Source organism: Dyadobacter sandarakinus (assembly GCF_016894445.1).
In the GTDB taxonomy this organism is placed as follows: Bacteria; Bacteroidota; Bacteroidia; order Cytophagales; family Spirosomataceae; genus Dyadobacter; species Dyadobacter sandarakinus.
Genome location: NZ_CP056775.1, coordinates 1,718,555 through 1,736,092 on the forward strand (window position 1 = coordinate 1,718,555; position 17,538 = coordinate 1,736,092).

Here is a 17,538-nt window from a genome sequence, read left to right on the forward strand (position 1 = left end):
AAATTATGAGATACTTCTTATTGCTCTTTGTTGCACTTACCGGCTGCCGGACGTTGAAAGACAGTCCCAAGTACAAGTTCAGCGACGGCATTTACCATACGCGCACCGACGGGGAGGAAAAAGGACTCGTGTACGTGGAAAATACTGAAGACTCCGTGGTGATATATTCCATTAAAAAAGGCTGGCAGGCAAAAAATCCCGACCGCTCGGCACTTGTGCGGAAATCATTGCCCCATACTTCATCCCGGAAAGACATCCAGACGAACCGCTACTGGCAGAATGGATTTGATATTGATATTGTAACGGTCCCGTTCAAGTTCAGGCCAAGCCGTACGTCATTTCCCAGGCAGCTGAGCAACCACCTCAATGGGGCCTTGTACCTCGGCTACCGGAACGATACCTATGAACTTGCGTATAAAAAGAACCCGATCGGGAATACTGACCAGAGCATTACCCACCTGGGATTTTCTGCGGGGATCATTACCGGGCTCGGTACCACCCCCATGAACTCCTGGGTGACCAACAACCAGCTGTCCATCGAGTACGACGGCTTTGTATGGTCCAAGGGAGCTGCCGTGATCGTAGGGGTTGACAAAATCACATTCGGCATCATGGCCGGCATCGATCATCTCCTGGACGAAAACCGGGCATTATGGCTGTACCAGGGCAAGCCTTATGCCGGATTTGTGGTAGGTCTTAACCTCAACTGATTCCATAAAAAAAGCGGACAGCTACGCTGCCCGCCTCAATTCTTCCAAAACTTACCTTACTTGAATGCCTCTTTGAACCGGGAAGCTGCCAGTGCCTGCGCTTGCTTTGCCTCGGGTACAATGGCCGCTGTACCGAAAAATTCGTGGGTTGTTCCAGCATACAGCTGGTAAGTGGTCTGCACGTCGGCAGCCTGCAGTTTTTCATTCAACAACATGCCCTCGGTTGTAAGCGGATCGATCTGTGCTGCTATAATCGTGGTGGAAGGCAATCCTTTCAGGTCGGCGGCAACCAGCGAAATGCGCGGGTCTTTTGCCTCTGAAATGTTGTTCAGGTAATGTCCCAGAAACCAGTACAGCGAAGGTACGTCAAGCGGTTTTGCATTGTAATACTGCTTGTAGGAAGTCGACATCGTGTCAGAATTAGCTACCGGGTACACGAGCAGCTGATGTTTGGGAAGCGTAATCTTCGCATCCCTCGCCCTGATGCTGACGTTGGCTGCCAGATTTCCGCCTGCACTTTCACCCGCCACACCCACTTTGGCAGGGTTTGCTTTCAGCATATCCGTATGGGCAAGCACCCACTGGTAGGCTGTAAATGCATCATTATGCGCTGTCGGAAACTTGAATTCGGGACCTTTGCGGTAGCCCACGGAAACTACCACCGCACCTACCTGCTCAGACAGTGCTGCCGCAGACGCATCATACACGTCGATGCCGGCAATCACCCAGCCTCCGCCATGATAATAAACAATAACAGGGTATGGAGCGGTACCGGCTCTGGGCGTGTAAATACGCGCGTGCACCTTTCCACCGGCCACATCGATGTCTGCACCGGTGGTATCCACCTGAGGTGCTGGGGCCGTAATGTTGTTTTCGGCCAGCAGGTCAGTTACTGCGTCTTTCACCGTGTGGTTCATGCGGGCCTGCTGGGGGGTAAGCTGCGGAATGGGCGTGTCGCCATAGCTCAGCAGCTTCTCGATCACGGCCCACATCTCATCATGAATGTCCGGCGCCCAGGCGGGCTTGGGTCCTTTCGGATCAATGGAAGAGCCCGGCGGCACCTGGTGGTCCTGGGTACAGGAAAAAATAGAAACAGAAGTAAAAGCAATCAGTGCGATAAAGGCGGCTTTCAGTGTTGATGAACGTTTGTTGTTGATTTGCATAAATGGTTATTGCGTTTACGATAGAATTATAATATCCATACCATCCTCAAACCCTCCTTCCAGGCACCCAATTGGAGACAAAACCGAACACAAACCCCGCTGATCGCTTATAAACGGGGACACCTTTCAGCAAAAAGCGACGGACTGCTTTTCGCCGCCCGTCGCCCTGACTATTATTTTACAAAAGACTTCCGCACAAGGCCAGCCCGCCATTTGTTAATTCTTCCTATTTCCCTGCGGCGCCTGGTGACGATTTAAAAAGCTTTTTCGCCATTTCAAGATGGTGTTTCAAAGCAGGGATCTTCCCGTCAGCCCATTTTTTCACATCCGCATCCTGGCCTTTGGTCGATTCCGTCTGGAAAAGTCCGATGGTTTGCTCATGGGAGGCAATCATCATGTTCATATAAAGCATGTCAAACTGCGTCCCTGTCTGCGAAGCCAGGCTGTCGTACTTCTGCTGCTTCATGGGGCTTAACGAAGCCGGTACATTCAGGTTCTTTTTCTTGGCCAGGGCTTTCAGTTCATCATTTACCTTGGTATGGTCCCTGATCATTGCTTTGCCGAAGTCCTTTACCTGTGCTGAGGTTCCGCTTTTAACAGCCAGCTCTCCCAGCTTTACTTCCAGCAAACCACCCTCGGCTGCCTGCGTTACAAATTGCTGATCCTGTGCCTCGGTCTGCAGTGCGTCCGAAAACGATGCAAGCGTGACGATGGATATGCCTGCGGCGATTAACCAGTTTGCCTTCATGTTGATTCAAGTTTGCGTTTGATGTATAAAACTGCAATGCCTGGTGGCAGGCCGGTTAATTGAAATCATCGTTCCGGTTTCTGCCGGTACCATGCTGACCGCGGCCGCCTTTTACCTGCTCCCTTTCTTCCAGCTCGTCCTGGGCTTCGGGCGACGACTTGTCGATGCCGTAATCGTCCGTGGAGCCATCCTGAAAATTATCATTGGCATTGCGGCCGCGGGCAAGTGCCTCCCGTACTGCCGGATCTTTTACTTCGTCGGTCTTTGAATTTTCTTCGTTGGGTTCCATTGTTTGTTGATTTTTTGATGGCCTTTGTGCTTCAAAAATCGTTCCCATACAGGCTGTATGGCGAATTCCAGTACTGCGTGGCAATATGCTATGTATTGGCAAAACCTTGCTCCTCCGGTTAATCATGTGCAAAAGCCCGGCGCGAGGTGAGTGTTGCCGCTGCAATTTCAAACAGGCCAAATACCAGGTGCGGGATAAAAACCTCGTCGGCAAAGCCCAGCAGCCAGGGGGATGCCGCCAGTGCCAATCCTGAAAAAGCGTCTACGGCCAAATGTACCGGCATAGGAATGCTGCGAACGATCCCGCCTTCATAATCTGTAAAAAGCGACATGATCACTGCCACAAAGCCGGCGATGATGGGCATCCAGCAGCCGGGTCCCGTATCATTGAAATTGAAGATCCACGGCGAGGCGATCAGAAACAGCCCGACAATGTAATCGAGCTTCGAATGGAATTTAGTGCTGATGAACTGCATTTTGCTGATGATTTAAGGTGATTGTTATGCGTCTGAAAATGTTGCCGGTGAGCTTATTAAAAAGATGCCAGCACTACGGCCCATGCGAATGCTTTATAATGATCAGTCGGTGACGACTGAAATCCCCAGGCTGTGGCAGGGCATGATCTGCCGGGCTGAAATGTGCCTGACTAGGTATAAAACAGTGACTTACAGAAAAATATCCGGATACCCTGCCCCGGGTACCGGCCAGTAAGCGTGGTTCCGGCACATTATTTATTAAGAATGTCAACGCGCCAAAAAAGGCGGTTTGTTTCACCTTTCACCTAATCTGAAATTTATGCACGTGCGGATCGGTTACCACGCGTCTCACGAACAGTTTCGTCCCAGCGAGCTGCTCCGGTTTATTCAACACGCACAGCAAGCCGGGTTTACGGATGCGCTGAGCTCCGACCATTACTTTCCGTGGAGTGAGGCCCAGGGCGAGAGTGGCTTTGCATGGAGCTGGCTCGGTGCGGCCATGCAGGCAGGCAACCTGACCTACGGCATTGTCAATGCGCCGGGACAGCGCTACCATCCTGCCCTCATTGCCCAGGCTGTGGCAACTTTATGTGAGATGTTCCCGCAACGTTTCTGGATTGCTACCGGAAGCGGGCAGTTTTTAAATGAACACATTACCGATCCCACCTGGCCGCTCAAACAGGCCCGGAATGAGCGGCTCCGCGAAAGCGTGGATATCATGCGGGCACTCTGGCGGGGTGAAACGGTCACGCATGAAGGCCACATCAAAATATACGATGCCAAACTATACACCCTGCCAGGCTATATCCCGACCGTCATCGGTGCGGCACTGACCGAAAAAACGGCCAAATGGCTCGGGGCCTGGGCCGATGGTATGATCACGACCTCACGACCACCCGAAGAACTGAAAAAAATCATTGCCGCTTTCCGGGAAGGCGGAGGAGAAGGCAAGCCCGTGTACCTGAAAGTGCAGCTCTCCTATGATCCGGATTTGTCCACAGCACTGACAACCGCGCATGAACAATGGCGGAATAACGTATTTGCGTCCACGCTGCTTGGGGATACACGCTCGCCCCAGGGACTGGATGCAGCGGGTGTGATGGTCAAGAAAGAAGATATGTTTGCTTCCGTGCGCATTTCGGACAGCCTCGACCAGCATCTCGAATGGCTGGCAGCAGATGTGGAGCTGGGTGTTGAAAAACTGCTTTTGCACAATGTCAACCTGCGGCAGGAGCAGTTTATAGATGCCTTCGGCGAAAAGGTACTGCCGGCCTTACAGCGTCAATTTGCATCCTGAACTGACAACAGTCATTTGCTTTGAGTTGCTTACATCAACAAAACGGCTGCCGGAGTATCCCGAGCAGCCGTTTTGTTTTTACCTTAATGTACTCTTCCGGACACGCGCGACCTGATGGTTCGATGGGCGGATACTGCACAAATAAGCATAAATCGCTTCCAGATCCTGCTCCTTCATCCCGGCATACATAGACCACGGCATGGGCGTATTCACATCGCCGCTGCCGAGGCGAGGCGCCTGGTAGGTACTGTCTGCATAGGCTTTAAAGCGTTTCACGAAATCCGCCTTGGTCCAGTTCCCGATACCGGTTTCCCTGTGCATGGTGATGTTGGGAGAGCGCATGGTTCCGCCGGCACTACGAAACTCCGTGCCTCCCCCGAATTCAGTTCCGGGTATTACTTCTCCCTTGCTCGTCTGGCTGTGGCAATCCACGCATCCCGCAGCATTGACCAGGTATTTGCCATAAGCGACAAGATTGTCAGGTGCCGGACGCTTCGTAAATGTAGCCCGTTTGGGCATGGTGTTGATGAGGAAGCTGACCGGAAAGTCGGGCTCAGAGGCCGGTACGTCGTGCTCCACGGCGGGCAGTTCCCTTATGTAGGCAATGATGGAGTAAATATCCTCGCGGTCGAGCTGACCAAACCGGTGGTAGGCCATAACCGGGAACAATGCTTTGCCTTCCTTGTTGACGCCGCCTGTTACAGCTCTCAGAATTTCGCCGTCCGTCCAGTCCTGCAGGGCGTAGGGTGTGATGTTGGGTGAAAAAAAACGGCCGGGAAATCCCATTTCAGGAGTAAATGCCTCGCCTCCACCCCCGTATCCGCCGGGCAGCATCGGACCTGCGTACCGCGACCAGTCACGGGTACTGTGGCAGTCCATGCAAACCATAACGTGGTTGGCCAGGTACTTGCCGCGCTCAATGCGGTCGAGGGTCCGCTCGATCCTGATCTCGGGCGGAGGACCGGTATCGGGCAGCACCAGCCGGATATATAGAAGAACAGCCCCGATCACAATACTGAGGCCTGCCAGAATTTTCCCTGTGACCTTCAATGCTTTCACACCTTTTTCATGTTACTGATTTTATGCTGCACCGATGAACAGTACATGCTGCTAAAACCGGGCCGGTCTCTCCGGCCGTCAAGGTATTTTTAAAAACATCCAAAACTAGGTAATACTGATTAAAATGGTACAATAATGCCGGAAACTGAATCAAAGTACTTACACAATCATGGCGTGTAGCCGTACTGCAAACCAATTCTGAAAAATTGTACGGGTCACCACCTCCCAGCCGCTGGCGCAACTTTTTTGGCTGCGGGTTCATGCAATTATTATTGAAATACCTTCGCCCGCATTACGCTTTGATATTGCTGGCCTTGCTGCTGGCAGGTACCGCACAACTTCTTACCTTGATTGATCCCGTCATTTTCGGAAAGATCATCGACCAGTACGCCACCAACAAGAACCATTTACCTGAAAATGAGATGATCCGCGGCGTGACACGCTGGCTGCTGCTCGCCCTCGGCATTGCAGTACTTGCCAGACTGTGCAAGGCCGCTCAGGATTACATTGCGCGCAAGGCGGTGGCCCGTTTTGGTATGTACATTTTCAACGACGGGCTGCGGCAAACCCTGCGGCTATCGTACCAGGAGTTTGAGGAGAGCCGCAGCGGCACTACCCTCTCGGTTCTCCAGAAAGTAAAAACGGACGCGGAGCGTTTTATCAATTCTTTCATCAATGTACTCTTTTCGTCCCTGGTGGGCGTGGGATTCCTGATCTGGTACAGCATCAACCGCAACTGGCTGCTGGTTCCGGTCTTTTTTATCGGGGTTGTGCTTCTGGGTTCACTGACCGGCCTCCTTTCCAAGCGGATCAAGACGATTCAGCGGTCGATCAACCGGCAGACAGACCGGCAGGCGGGTGTGATCACCGAAAGCCTGCGCAACATTGAGCTTGTCAAAAGTCTCGGGCTCACCTTTGCAGAAATAAGGCGCCTGAATGCCCTCACCCTGGGAATCTTTGAGCTGGAAATGCAGAAGGCCCGGAAAGTAAGCATGCTGTCGTTCCTTCAGGGTAACTTGTTGAACCTGCTCAAACAGTCCATACTATTTATCCTGCTCTGGCTGATTTTCCGCAAAGTGCTCAGTACCGGCGAGCTCATCGCCATGCAGTTTATTTCCACGGCCATCTTCACGCCTTTACAGGATCTGGGCAACATGATCATCCTCTACCGCGAAGCCGATGCTTCCCTGAAAACTTTCGATGCATTGATGCACAAGCCGGTCGAAAAGCGGCCCGAAAATTCCATTGAGCTTGGCATGCTGGAAAGTCTGCGTTTCAGCCACATTGTGTTCCGCCACAAAACCGCCGGGTACAATGCCATCGACGACATTTCCTTTGAAGTAAAACTGGGACAAACCATTGCATTTGCCGGACCGTCGGGTGCGGGGAAGTCTACGCTTGTCAAGTTGCTGGTAGGGCTGTACACGCCGGTAAGCGGCGAGATCTTCTTCAATGAAACCCCGGCAACCGTGATCCGGTACAATCCGCTCCGCAGGCAGATCGGCTTTGTGAGCCAGGATACGCAGCTGTACGCAGGCACCATCCGCGACAACCTTCTGCTGGTCAGGCCGGCTGCCACGGACGAGGAGCTGACCGAGGCGCTGCGGAAAGCCTCGGCCCTCGGGCTTGTTGCCAAGGCTTCGCATGGACTGGATACGCTTTTGGGAGAAAACGGCATGAAGCTCTCGGGAGGTGAAAAGCAGCGCCTGTCTATTGCCCGGGCCTTACTGCGCAATCCAAACCTGCTGATCTTTGATGAGGCAACGTCTGCGCTGGACTCACTGACGGAAGAAGAAATTACAGCTACGATCCGCGAGATTTCCACGAACCGGCATAGGATGACGATCCTGATTGCCCATCGGCTGTCCACGATCATGCATGCCGACGTCATTTATGTGCTTGAAAAGGGCCGCATATCCGAAGCCGGCTCCCACGCCGAACTGCTCGAACAGAAAGGACTTTATTACTCCATGTGGCGGCAGCAGGTAGGAGAACGGCGGAAAGACATGTCGGGTGTATAGCATCCTTCAACTTTTCCAAACGCAGAAAACTTTTTCATAAAACATTTGGTTGATAGATCAACCTATAATAAGTTTGCAAACAGAAAAATCAAGCAGTACCGTGAACGACAGCAATCCCGAATTCAAGAAAAAGATTGAAGAACAGATGGGCGCACTGGTGATGTTCAACATCCACCACATCTCCCATTTGTTTGCTAAAAAAGGCAATCGTGAGCTGGCAAAGTCGGGTTTTTCGCTCCTCCTGGAACAACTTCCCGTTTTGTTTGTAGTGAATGCTTCGGATGCATTGTGCTCGCAGCAAGACATTGCCAACCATTTGCAGAAAGACAAAGCAGGCATACAGCGCTCCATACAGACTTTGGTGCGGGACGGCTACCTGCGGATCACCGTGGACAGTACGGACAGGCGCAAGAATCTGATACAACTTACGCCCGCTGGCAAAATGGTGGTGGAAAAGGTGATCGAAACCGCTCAGGGGCTGGACAAACTGGTAACCGATCGTCTGGAACCGCAGGAAGTGGAGACGCTCACCCGCCTGCTTAAAAAGGTCGCGCTCATTCTTGAGGCATAAAAATTTTTTAACTAAATCGTTGATAGGTCTACCGTAGACACCTCAACAGTCCTATTTTTTCTTACATACTTACAATCATGAAAAGGATCATTGTCTTACTTTCCTTTCTTATGCTGACCGCTGCATTGCCCGGACAGAGCCAGAATAGCTGGTCGCTGAAGCAATGCCTGGATTACGGTCTGCAGCATTACGGAACAGTGCGGCTGGCTGAGTACCAGAAACTAACAGCCGATCAGCAGGCCCGCCAGGCACTGGGGCTTTACCTGCCGCAGGTGTCGGGTACCGGTAACTTTATCGACAACATCAAGCTTCAGACCTCGGTGATTCCTGCCGGGATTTTCGGACCTGAGCCTACACGTATTGCATTTGGGCAGAAGTACCAGACCAACATGAGCGCCACGGCGACCCAGGCCATTTACGACCAGTCGCTGCTGCTCGGACTGAAAGCCAACAAGCCCAACCAGCAGCTGGCTGAGCTGAACACCCGCCAGACGAAAGAAGAGATTATTTACAACATTACCAGCAATTATTACCAGGTATACGTGGCGCAGCAGCAGATCGGCCTGCTCCGGGATAACCTGCAGCGTACCCAGCAGGTGCTCGACATCCTGAAACTGCAGCGCGACAACGGGGTGATCCAGCCGGTGGACTATACCAATACGGAAGTGACCTACAACAATACCAGCTCGCAGCTTTCACTCGCCGAAAACGACCTGAACCTGGCGCTCAACAGACTGAAGTACCAGATGGGCCTTTCGCAGGAGCAGCAGCTTATATTACCCGATTCCATGCAGCTGGGCCAGGTACCGCCCGTAGAAACCATGCAGTTTGACGTGCACAACCTAGCCAGTTACCAGCAGGCCGAAACCAACCTGGCCCTGCAGCGTTTACAGCTGAGCCGCATCCGTGCGGGCTACCAGCCTACCCTGAGTGCCTCGGCCAGCTATGGTACGCTCGCGTTTGCCAATGATTTTGGCGGTGCGTTCCGGAATTTCAACAGCTTCGGGAGCATCGGCGTCACGCTGAAAGTGCCCATTTTCGACGGACTGCAGCGCGATGCGCAGGTAAAACAGCAGAAGCTGACCGTACTTACCCAGGAAGAGCAGCAAAAACTTAATGCATCGGCCTACCAGCTGCAGTTCAACAATTCGCAGTCGCAGATGCAGCGCGCCCAGGCGACTGTTCAGAATGACCAGCGTACGGTACAGCAGGCGCAGGAAGTATATAATGTGACCACGCTGCAATATAAACAGGGTGTAAAAGGACTGACAGACCTGATCAATGCGGATAACCAGTACCGCCAGTCACAGTCCAACTACATCAATTCCCTGATCAACTTTTACCAGGCCCGTCTCGACCTTGAACAGTCGCAGGGCACTTTGTTAACATTTTATAATCAACTCTGAGACTCGAATTAACATCATGAAAAAGTCAACCATTTTCGTCATAGTAGCTATTCTGGCGATAACTGCGCTGATCGGCTTCCGGCTTTCTTCCAACAAAAGGAAGATTGATGAAAAAAACCAAATGCCCACGAATACTAATGTAGCCATCCCTGTGACCGTCGCCAGGGTTGCCGAAGGAACCGTGACGCAGCAGCTGGTAAAAACCGGCAACCTGATCCCGTTCAGGGAGGCGAGCATTACCGCCACCACCGGCGGGCAGGTTTCGAGGGTAAATTTTGAGCTGGGCTCCCATGTAAAGGAAGGGGCCGTGCTCGTGGCACTGGACAACCGCCTCAGAGAACTTTCCCTGGAAGCAACCAACCTGAATATTGAAAAGCTGGACAAAGACGTGAAGCGTTACAATACCCTGCTGGCTGGTAATGCAACAACCGAAATTCAGGTGAACGAAACCAGGTTCAATTATGAAAACGCCAGGAACCAGGCTGAGCAGATCAAGAAGCAGATCCAGGATGCCAATGTAAAGGCGCCGATCAGCGGACAGATCGTTGCCAAGGATATTGAGCCGGGCGAATACGTGGCACCGGGTACTGTACTGGGTACGGTGCTGGATGTAAACCGCCTGAAAGTAAATGTACTGGTCAATGAAAGTGATGTTTACAGCCTGAAAATCGGTCAGAATGTACGGATCTCGGCGGATGTTTTTCCAGGTAAAAAATTCAGCGGACGCATTTCCTACATTGCTCCCCAGGGTACCGACGAGCATAACTATCCGGTAGAAATTACCCTGCCGACCTCAGGCGGGTTGAGAGCCGGAACATTTGTGAATGTCGACTTCTCGCAAACCTCCAACCAGAAAGCATTGCAAATCCCGCGCTCCGCACTCGTGGAAAGTATCAAAAATCCGTATGTGTACGTGATTGACGGTACTTCGGCCAGGCAGCGCAAGATCAAGGTAGGACGCGATATGGGTGATACGATTGAAGTAACGGAAGGCCTCGCGGCTGGCGACCAGGTAGTAACTACCGGTCAGTTGAATTTGACAGACGGCAAGCCCGTAACCATCACAAAATAATTTAGAAAGACTATGTCAGTAACCGAAGTTGCCGTCAAACGGCCGTTGTTGATCCTTACGGTCTTCATTGTACTGATTCTCTTTGGTGCATTGAGTTATAAGGAACTGTCTTACAACCTGCTTCCCAAGTTCGAAGCAAACGTGATCAGCGTGGCGACCACCTACCCCGGAGCTTCCGCGGACGAGGTGGAAACCAACGTGACCAAACGCATTGAAGACGCGCTTTCATCCCTGGAAGGTCTGGACAGAATGACCTCCACCTCGCAGGAAAGTGCCTCCATTATTGTTATTCAGCTGAAAAACGGGGTGAATACCACCCTTGCCCAGCAGGACGCGCAGCGCAAAGTAGAGCAGATCCTCAATGACCTGCCCGATGAAGCCGACCGTCCGATTATCAATAAATTTTCGACCGACGAAATACCCGTGCTGCGGATGGGGGTAACTGCCGACCTGGCACCCACTGCACTTTACGACCTGATCGATGATAACATCAAACCACAGCTTTCGAACGTTTCGGGCGTGGGACAGGTGAATGTGATCGGGGGCAGCGAGCGCGAAATTCAGGTGAATGTAGACCAGGACAAGCTGCGCGCTTATGGCGTGTCGATTACCCAGGTATCACAGGCGATTGCCGCTGCCAACACCAGTTATCCTGCCGGGTCGGTAGAGACACGCGACGAGCAGTATTCCATCCGTTTTGATGCAAAAGTGGAAACTACAGGCCGCCTCCGCGACCTGATCGTGGCACGGAAGTCAAACGGCAGTGAAGTACAGCTGAAAGATGTGGCCGAAGTAGTGGATGCCACGACCAAGCCGACTGCGATCAACCACATCAATGCACAGCCTTCGATTGGTTTGCAGATCCAGAAACAGTCCGATGCCAATGCGGTATCCGTGAGTGAGCTGACACGCGGCAGGATTGCGGAGCTCGAAAAACAATACAGCAATATCAAGCTGAAATTCAACATTGCCAATGACCAGTCGGTGTACACGCTGGCCTCGGCTGATGCCGTAGTGTTTGATATGGGACTGGCGATTGTGATCGTATCGGTGGTGATGCTGCTGTTTTTGCACAGCTTCCGCTCGGCCATGTTCGTACTGGTGGCCTTGCCTTCTTCCATGATCCCGACATTTGCATTGATGTACCTGATGGGCTTTTCGCTCAACCTGATGACTTTGATGGCGCTCTCGCTTGTGGTAGGTATCCTGGTAGATGACTCGATTGTGGTGTTGGAAAACATCAACCGCCACCTTGAAATGGGTAAGAACAAATTTACCGCTGCACTGGAAGGCCGGAGTGAAATCGGGTTTACGGCATTGGCAATTACCCTTGTGGACGTCGTGGTGTTTGTGCCGCTGGCAATGACAGGCGGACTGATCGGTAACATCCTGCGCGAGTTTGCACTGGTGGTGGTATTCTCAACCCTGATGAGTTTGCTGGTTTCCTTTACACTTACCCCGCTGCTGGCTTCGCGTTTTGGGAAAATAGAATTATTGAAGAAAGATACCTTGTGGGGCCGGCTGAACCTGGCTTTTGAAAATATGATCACGCGCATTACCAATTGGTACGGGCGCGTACTCGAATCGGCGCTGAGCCGTAAAAGGTGGGTATTTATTGCGGTGATCCTCCTGCTGGTTGGTTCTATCGCACTGGTACCGGCCGGCTTTATCGGTGCTGCATTTATGCCGCAGGCAGATCAGGGCGAAATGGCGATTAATATTGAGCTCGCTCCTACCGCGTCCATTTACCAGACCAATGCAGTTGCGCAGCGTGCCGAGGCGATTATTATGAAGCACCCGGAAGTGGTGAATGTGTTCAGCAACGTGGGATACAGCAGCAACGGTCTGGCTACGGCTTCCAATGCAAATATTGCAGACATTAACGTGAAGCTGATCGACAAAAAACAGCGTACCAAGTCTACCGATGATTTCGGGCAGATGCTGAAAAAGGAAGTGCAGCAGATACCGGGTGTGAAGGTAACCGTAAGTCCGGTGGGACTTGTTGGTAACTCTCAGGCGCCGATACAGATTGCAGTGAAAGGAACCGACCTGAAAGATATCCGGGCGGCAGCAGAAATGGTGTTGAATGTGACGAAGTCAGTACCTGGTACGCAGGATGTGAAGTATTCGGTAAAAGATCCGAAGCCGGAAGTTTCCGTGAGCCTTGACCGTGAGAAAATGGCCCAGCTGGGCATCAATGCAGCGGACGTAGGTATTGCCCTGCAGAATGCATTCCGCGGGAACGATCAGTCGAAATTCAAACAGAATGGGAATGAATACGACATTTTGATCAGCCTCGACCGGTTTGACCGTACCAGCTCCAATGATATCAGCCGCCTTACTTTTGTGAACAACCAGGGCAGGACTTTTGAGCTGTCCCAGTTTGCGACCGTGCAGGAGCAGATCGGTGAAAGTGTGCTCGAACGTGTGGACCGGCTTTCGTCTGTGACCGTCAATGCGCAGGTAGTAGGCCGTCCGGTGGGTACAGTGGGTGCGGATATCCAGGCCAAAGTTGCGCAGCAAAAGCTGCCGACCGGCGTGAGCATCGAGTACCTGGGTCAGTTGCAGCAGCAATCCGATGCATTCGGCTCGCTGGGACTGGCATTGCTGATCGCGATCGTACTGGTGTACTTTATTATGGTGGCACTTTACGAAAGTATTATTTACCCGTTTGTGGTATTGTTCTCGATCCCGGTAGCATTGGTGGGTGCCTTCCTAGCCCTTGCGCTGACGATGGAAAGTTTGACCGTATTCTCGATTGTGGGGATGATTATGCTGCTGGGTCTGGTGGCCAAAAATGCAATCCTGATCGTGGACTTTACCAACCAGCTGAAAGCCGAAAGCAAGGATGTGGTACATGCGCTGATTGAAGCGGGTAAAGAACGTCTCCGCCCTATTTTGATGACGACCCTGGCGATGATCCTGGGGATGTTGCCGATTGCACTGGCGAGCGGCGCGGGTGCTGAAACCAAAAATGGGATGGCTTGGGTGATTATTGGTGGGCTGAGCTCGTCGATGATCCTGACCTTACTCGTGGTACCTTCAACATATCTGGTTGTGGACCGGCTGAAAGCGCGTTTTACGAGAAAGCGTGTTACTCCGAAAAAGCCGCAGGAGACCGAAGTAGGTCAGGCGATCAGCTAGCTTATTCGGGATAGATTTTGTGGGCCGGGCGCGTTTGTGCCTGGCCTTTTTTGTTGCCACGGATGCACGAATTGACACGAATGTTTTGCTGGACTTTCTAATCCCTTTAAAATTATTTACTACAACTAGTTTTACATTTACTATTAATGCGGCATTATATATAACTTTGGTTACAATTAGATTCTGAATAATACCCTATCGATTACAAACTCTATCTGTTCCCTATTATGTTCAACAAATTGCTTGGAGCCACACTGGCCAGTGTGCTGCTCGTGGCCGGATGCGCCCCAAAAGTTCGCACGAATATTACTCAAAAGTACCCGCCGCTTCATTTCAGCGATCAGGTGGTAGTAATCCCCAAAACAGGTGAAGCCCCTGCTGGCGCAGAAGTCCTGGGAACATTGCATGTGGGGGATGCGGGTATGACCACCAACTGCAGCTATACTGTAGTAATTGGAAAAGCAAAAGAAGAAGCCCGGAAAACAGGCGGCAATGCCATCCGCGTTACCCAGCACAAGAAGCCGGATTTCATGAGTTCCTGCCACCGCATCACTGCCGAAGTACTGCGCCTTTCCAATGACCAATTGGCTGTATTCCGGGACAATGAAGCTGAAATTGATTCTCTGCTGGATCATGCAGTGCTGTATGTCTACCGCGACGGCGGGCCAGGCGTCATTGTCAACTATAACATAAGCCTGGGCGACTCAGTGATCTGCCGGGTATCTCCCAAATCCCGCCAGAAGATTGAAATCAGAAAAGAAGGTGACTTTGAACTTTGGGCCAAAACCGAATCCAAAGCCTCCATACCGGTCAATTTTGTCAAAGGCAAAACTTACTATTTACGCTGTGGTGTAGCAATGGGCATTATGGTGGGTCGTCCTACCCTTGATCTCGTTGACCGCGCCACGGGCAAAAGCGAATATTTTGCAAAACGTAAATAATCTTCCGGTGAAAAAATATTTAGTTCTACTACTTATCAACCTGGTATGGGTTGGCAATAGCATCGCGCAGGACCTGATTGTTACGACTGCCGGAGATTCTATTTTTTGCAAAATCACCCGCGAACACGACGGTTTTGTGTATTTCAATTACATCCGGGAAGGGGTACCCAGCAACACGCTGATCGCCGCAGACGCTATTGCAAGCAAGCAAAAGGGTATGTATAAAGCGCGTGTCAAATATGCCGGTTAGCAAAGTTTCCCGCGCTGGCAGTACCGTTTTCAAGGCGGCTACTCGCGGCGGATTGCCAAGATCAGCGATCAGGTTTCGCCTGGTATGCAAGAGTATCTGAAACAAATGCGGTCGGGTTTCGTCCTGGGTGGGGATATTCACCATTACTTTTCAGAACCGTTCGGATTGGGACTGAAATACAATTACAATGCCTACAAATACAGCACTATGGATTTCGACGACCGCAACAAGTTGAATTATATAGCATTGTCCGCTCTCAACAGGGTGATCGCGCGCAGCGGAAATGAATTTCTGTTTGGCGCGAATATGGGATACCAGTCTTATCTTGATAAGCTGCAATCAAGTGGGACAGCACTGAAAATAAGCGGCGGAACAGTAGGCTTTGGCCTCGAAATAGGCTATGCAATCCGCCTTGCCCAATCTGCCAAGCTGTTTTTCAATCTTGCATTAATGTCTGCAACCATTTCCAAAATTAATGTTGAGTCTGACGGAAGGAAAGAAACCATCAAGCTGGATAAGAATGAAATGGAAGGTTTGGGCAGGCTGGAATTGACAGTTGGAATGCATTTTGGGCATTGATTTGCTTTTCTGACAAACTGATTGGGGGCCGGGCGCGTTTGTGCCTGGCCTTTTTTGTTGCCACGGATGCACGAATCTGACACGGATGTTTTGTTGGATGATTTTTTAATAAAGTTTTCTAACTTGACCCTACAATCACTCACGTTCCATTGGATGAAATTTTTAAAACAATGAAAATCAAACCAATGAGTATCGAACTAGCAAAAGAAGAGCTTGCGCTCGCAGATCTGAATGCGACGCGGAGTTATTTGGATGAGATTAGTTATAACATCCGTGACCTATTTTACGGTGAGAATACAGATCTTCAGGAACATAAGCCGGTAGACATTGCAGAAAACCTGATTGTGGCACTGGATATTTTCACTTACACCCTGGAAAAGATCACGCAGCTTGAAAGGCATGAACGCGATCTTCCAAAAATAAATAGCATTCTTTTATCGGTTAAGTCAATCTTAACCAATGCCCGGTCGGTTGCGGCAATTGTGCAAACCGAGATTTCAGACGCATATCACCAAATGCTGCTCGACAGTCTCGATGGACTGGAAGAGACGGTCGAAGATCTCGAAGAAATCTTTTTCGTGCTGCCTCATGATAAAAGATTCATGGCTGCGGCTAATCGCCTGCTTTGGGCTAAATGAAGGTTTATTGCACCGGGCTTTTCAAATCAGAATATCGAAAGCTCATGAAATACAATGCCTATAAGGTGTTGGAACAGCGGATTATTGATGGCTTTTTCACAGGAACAGACGAGCAGATTCGTCACGGAAGAACAATTCTCGAAGCACCGGAACGGAAACTTATCAAAAAAAGACTGGGTGGAAGTCGCGAATTCCGGACATACTTGCTGAGCTATGCTTTTGAGGGATCTGTTTATTTGGTTTACGTTTATCCGAAAACGGGAGCCGAAGGTAAAATCTCGTTGAACAAAAGATTCACGGATGAGCTGGTCGACGAGGCTGTTGAGGCGATTAAGAGGAATGCAGTTTATGAACTGACAGTGCACAATGGTAAACTGCATTTTGACTGGTTGTATTAAGCGGAACAACTCGCAGCCAGGACAATCCCCTCCTCCCCAAGGCACCGATGCAAGAAAGTCTGCGCGGATTTCTCTGAAAAGTCCTCAATGAAGCTCCTGGCAAATGCACCATCAGGGAATGCCAGCGTTTTCTCCAGCATCGGCTCCATGCCATTTGCGGAGGCAACGAGCGAAGTGATCCTGACAATTTCGTCCCCGGCTTCGTTGCGGTCGCGGTGGAGGCAGATTTCAATTTGATTGTCTGGCAGCGTCAGGATCTTAAAGTTCATAGCTTTGATGTGTAAGTGTAAGGTTGAATTGTTGGTAAAAAGAGTTTTACATATTTTACACTCAACATAAACTCTCATACCTAAGAGCGAATATAGTTGCTCTTAGGTAATTTTCAAATAACTATAAGGTTTTTATTTGAGGACTGATGCTTACTAGAATAATAACAGTCTTAAAGGTTAAAAGACTGAGTCAAAAAAATGCTGCTGAAATCATGAATATTTCGGGAGCAAAAATGAGTAAGGTGATTTCTGGCCATCAGTTTTTGTCTGCGGAAGCGATTGGATTATTGATTAAAGAATTCAACATTCATCCTAACTGGCTTTTTGGCTTTGAAGGAAATGATGACGAGATCATTTATATGTCCAGTCCTAATGCTGACAGCGAACTCGCGAAACGTGATAAGGAGATCCAGGACCTGAAACTCGAACTGGGCGAAGTTTACAAACAACTCGCAGAAGAACGCCGCAAAAAGTAAATTCCTGCAAATCAATTCCTTCGTAAAAAGCA

At 50.6% G+C, this 17,538-nt stretch carries 19 protein-coding genes; 13 read left to right on the forward strand and 6 right to left on the reverse strand.

The window, feature by feature from the left end:
• Positions 1-5 precede the first annotated feature (5 nt).
• The gene (locus HWI92_RS06795; RefSeq protein ID WP_204661875.1) at positions 6-710 is read left to right on the forward strand and encodes a hypothetical protein; all 705 of its coding nucleotides are present in this window, start codon (positions 6-8) and stop codon (positions 708-710) included.
• Positions 711-766: 56 nt separating this feature from the next.
• Here HWI92_RS06795 and HWI92_RS06800 read toward each other — a convergent pair whose 3' ends face one another.
• From HWI92_RS06800 to HWI92_RS06815, 4 genes are all read right to left on the reverse strand, one after another.
• Entirely contained in the window at positions 767-1,873 is a 1,107-nt protein-coding gene (locus tag HWI92_RS06800; protein ID WP_204661877.1) for an alpha/beta hydrolase, read from the reverse strand.
• Positions 1,874-2,099: 226 nt separating this feature from the next.
• Entirely contained in the window at positions 2,100-2,621 is a 522-nt protein-coding gene (locus HWI92_RS06805) for a DUF4142 domain-containing protein (RefSeq protein ID WP_204661880.1), read from the reverse strand.
• 55 nt (positions 2,622-2,676) lie between these two features.
• Positions 2,677-2,910 (reverse strand): hypothetical protein, encoded by a 234-nt coding sequence (locus tag HWI92_RS06810; RefSeq protein WP_204661883.1) that lies wholly within the window; start codon positions 2,908-2,910, stop codon positions 2,677-2,679.
• A gap of 118 nt (positions 2,911-3,028) precedes the next feature.
• Positions 3,029-3,385 (reverse strand): SPW repeat domain-containing protein, encoded by a 357-nt coding sequence (locus HWI92_RS06815; protein ID WP_204661886.1) that lies wholly within the window; start codon positions 3,383-3,385, stop codon positions 3,029-3,031.
• Between the two features lie 289 nt (positions 3,386-3,674).
• Between HWI92_RS06815 and HWI92_RS06820 the strand changes: the two genes are divergently transcribed.
• Complete coding sequence (locus HWI92_RS06820) at positions 3,675-4,682, forward strand: TIGR03885 family FMN-dependent LLM class oxidoreductase (RefSeq protein WP_310589520.1); 1,008 nt, start codon at positions 3,675-3,677, stop codon at positions 4,680-4,682.
• 78 nt (positions 4,683-4,760) lie between these two features.
• Here HWI92_RS06820 and HWI92_RS06825 read toward each other — a convergent pair whose 3' ends face one another.
• Positions 4,761-5,741 (reverse strand): c-type cytochrome, encoded by a 981-nt coding sequence (locus HWI92_RS06825; protein WP_204661890.1) that lies wholly within the window; start codon positions 5,739-5,741, stop codon positions 4,761-4,763.
• A gap of 260 nt (positions 5,742-6,001) precedes the next feature.
• Here HWI92_RS06825 and HWI92_RS06830 point away from each other — a divergent pair, with 260 nt between their 5' ends.
• The 10 genes from HWI92_RS06830 to HWI92_RS06875 all read left to right on the forward strand — a co-directional run bounded on the left by HWI92_RS06830 (position 6,002) and on the right by HWI92_RS06875 (position 16,761).
• Positions 6,002-7,762 (forward strand): ABC transporter ATP-binding protein, encoded by a 1,761-nt coding sequence (locus HWI92_RS06830; RefSeq protein WP_204661893.1) that lies wholly within the window; start codon positions 6,002-6,004, stop codon positions 7,760-7,762.
• A 73-nt stretch (positions 7,763-7,835) separates the two neighbouring features.
• Entirely contained in the window at positions 7,836-8,333 is a 498-nt protein-coding gene (locus HWI92_RS06835; RefSeq protein WP_229249029.1) for a MarR family winged helix-turn-helix transcriptional regulator, read from the forward strand.
• A gap of 77 nt (positions 8,334-8,410) precedes the next feature.
• The gene (locus HWI92_RS06840) at positions 8,411-9,739 is read left to right on the forward strand and encodes a TolC family protein (RefSeq protein WP_204661896.1); all 1,329 of its coding nucleotides are present in this window, start codon (positions 8,411-8,413) and stop codon (positions 9,737-9,739) included.
• Between the two features lie 16 nt (positions 9,740-9,755).
• Positions 9,756-10,811: an efflux RND transporter periplasmic adaptor subunit gene (locus tag HWI92_RS06845; protein ID WP_204661899.1), complete on the forward strand. Its 1,056-nt coding sequence runs from the start codon at positions 9,756-9,758 to the stop codon at positions 10,809-10,811.
• Between the two features lie 12 nt (positions 10,812-10,823).
• A complete protein-coding gene (locus tag HWI92_RS06850) occupies positions 10,824-13,955 on the forward strand; it encodes an efflux RND transporter permease subunit (protein ID WP_204661902.1) in 3,132 nt (1,043 codons plus the stop codon).
• 227 nt (positions 13,956-14,182) lie between these two features.
• Positions 14,183-14,896, forward strand: a complete 714-nt coding sequence (locus HWI92_RS06855) for a hypothetical protein (protein ID WP_204661904.1) — start codon at positions 14,183-14,185, stop codon at positions 14,894-14,896.
• A gap of 7 nt (positions 14,897-14,903) precedes the next feature.
• Positions 14,904-15,146 (forward strand): hypothetical protein, encoded by a 243-nt coding sequence (locus HWI92_RS06860; RefSeq protein ID WP_204661907.1) that lies wholly within the window; start codon positions 14,904-14,906, stop codon positions 15,144-15,146.
• Between the two features lie 84 nt (positions 15,147-15,230).
• Positions 15,231-15,725 (forward strand): outer membrane beta-barrel protein, encoded by a 495-nt coding sequence (locus HWI92_RS06865; RefSeq protein ID WP_204661939.1) that lies wholly within the window; start codon positions 15,231-15,233, stop codon positions 15,723-15,725.
• Between the two features lie 185 nt (positions 15,726-15,910).
• Positions 15,911-16,363, forward strand: coding sequence for a hypothetical protein (locus tag HWI92_RS06870; protein WP_204661942.1), 453 nt, complete (start codon positions 15,911-15,913; stop codon positions 16,361-16,363).
• A gap of 44 nt (positions 16,364-16,407) precedes the next feature.
• The gene (locus tag HWI92_RS06875; RefSeq protein ID WP_204661946.1) at positions 16,408-16,761 is read left to right on the forward strand and encodes a hypothetical protein; all 354 of its coding nucleotides are present in this window, start codon (positions 16,408-16,410) and stop codon (positions 16,759-16,761) included.
• Here HWI92_RS06875 and HWI92_RS06880 read toward each other — a convergent pair.
• Complete coding sequence (locus tag HWI92_RS06880; protein WP_204661949.1) at positions 16,758-17,030, reverse strand: hypothetical protein; 273 nt, start codon at positions 17,028-17,030, stop codon at positions 16,758-16,760. The two genes, HWI92_RS06875 and HWI92_RS06880, sit on opposite strands and share 4 nt — an antisense overlap.
• Positions 17,031-17,242: 212 nt before the next feature.
• Here HWI92_RS06880 and HWI92_RS06885 point away from each other — a divergent pair, with 212 nt between their 5' ends.
• Positions 17,243-17,506 carry an XRE family transcriptional regulator gene (locus tag HWI92_RS06885; RefSeq protein WP_229249031.1) on the forward strand — a complete coding sequence of 88 codons (264 nt, stop codon included), beginning with the start codon at positions 17,243-17,245 and terminating at the stop codon, positions 17,504-17,506.
• Positions 17,507-17,538 lie beyond the last annotated feature (32 nt).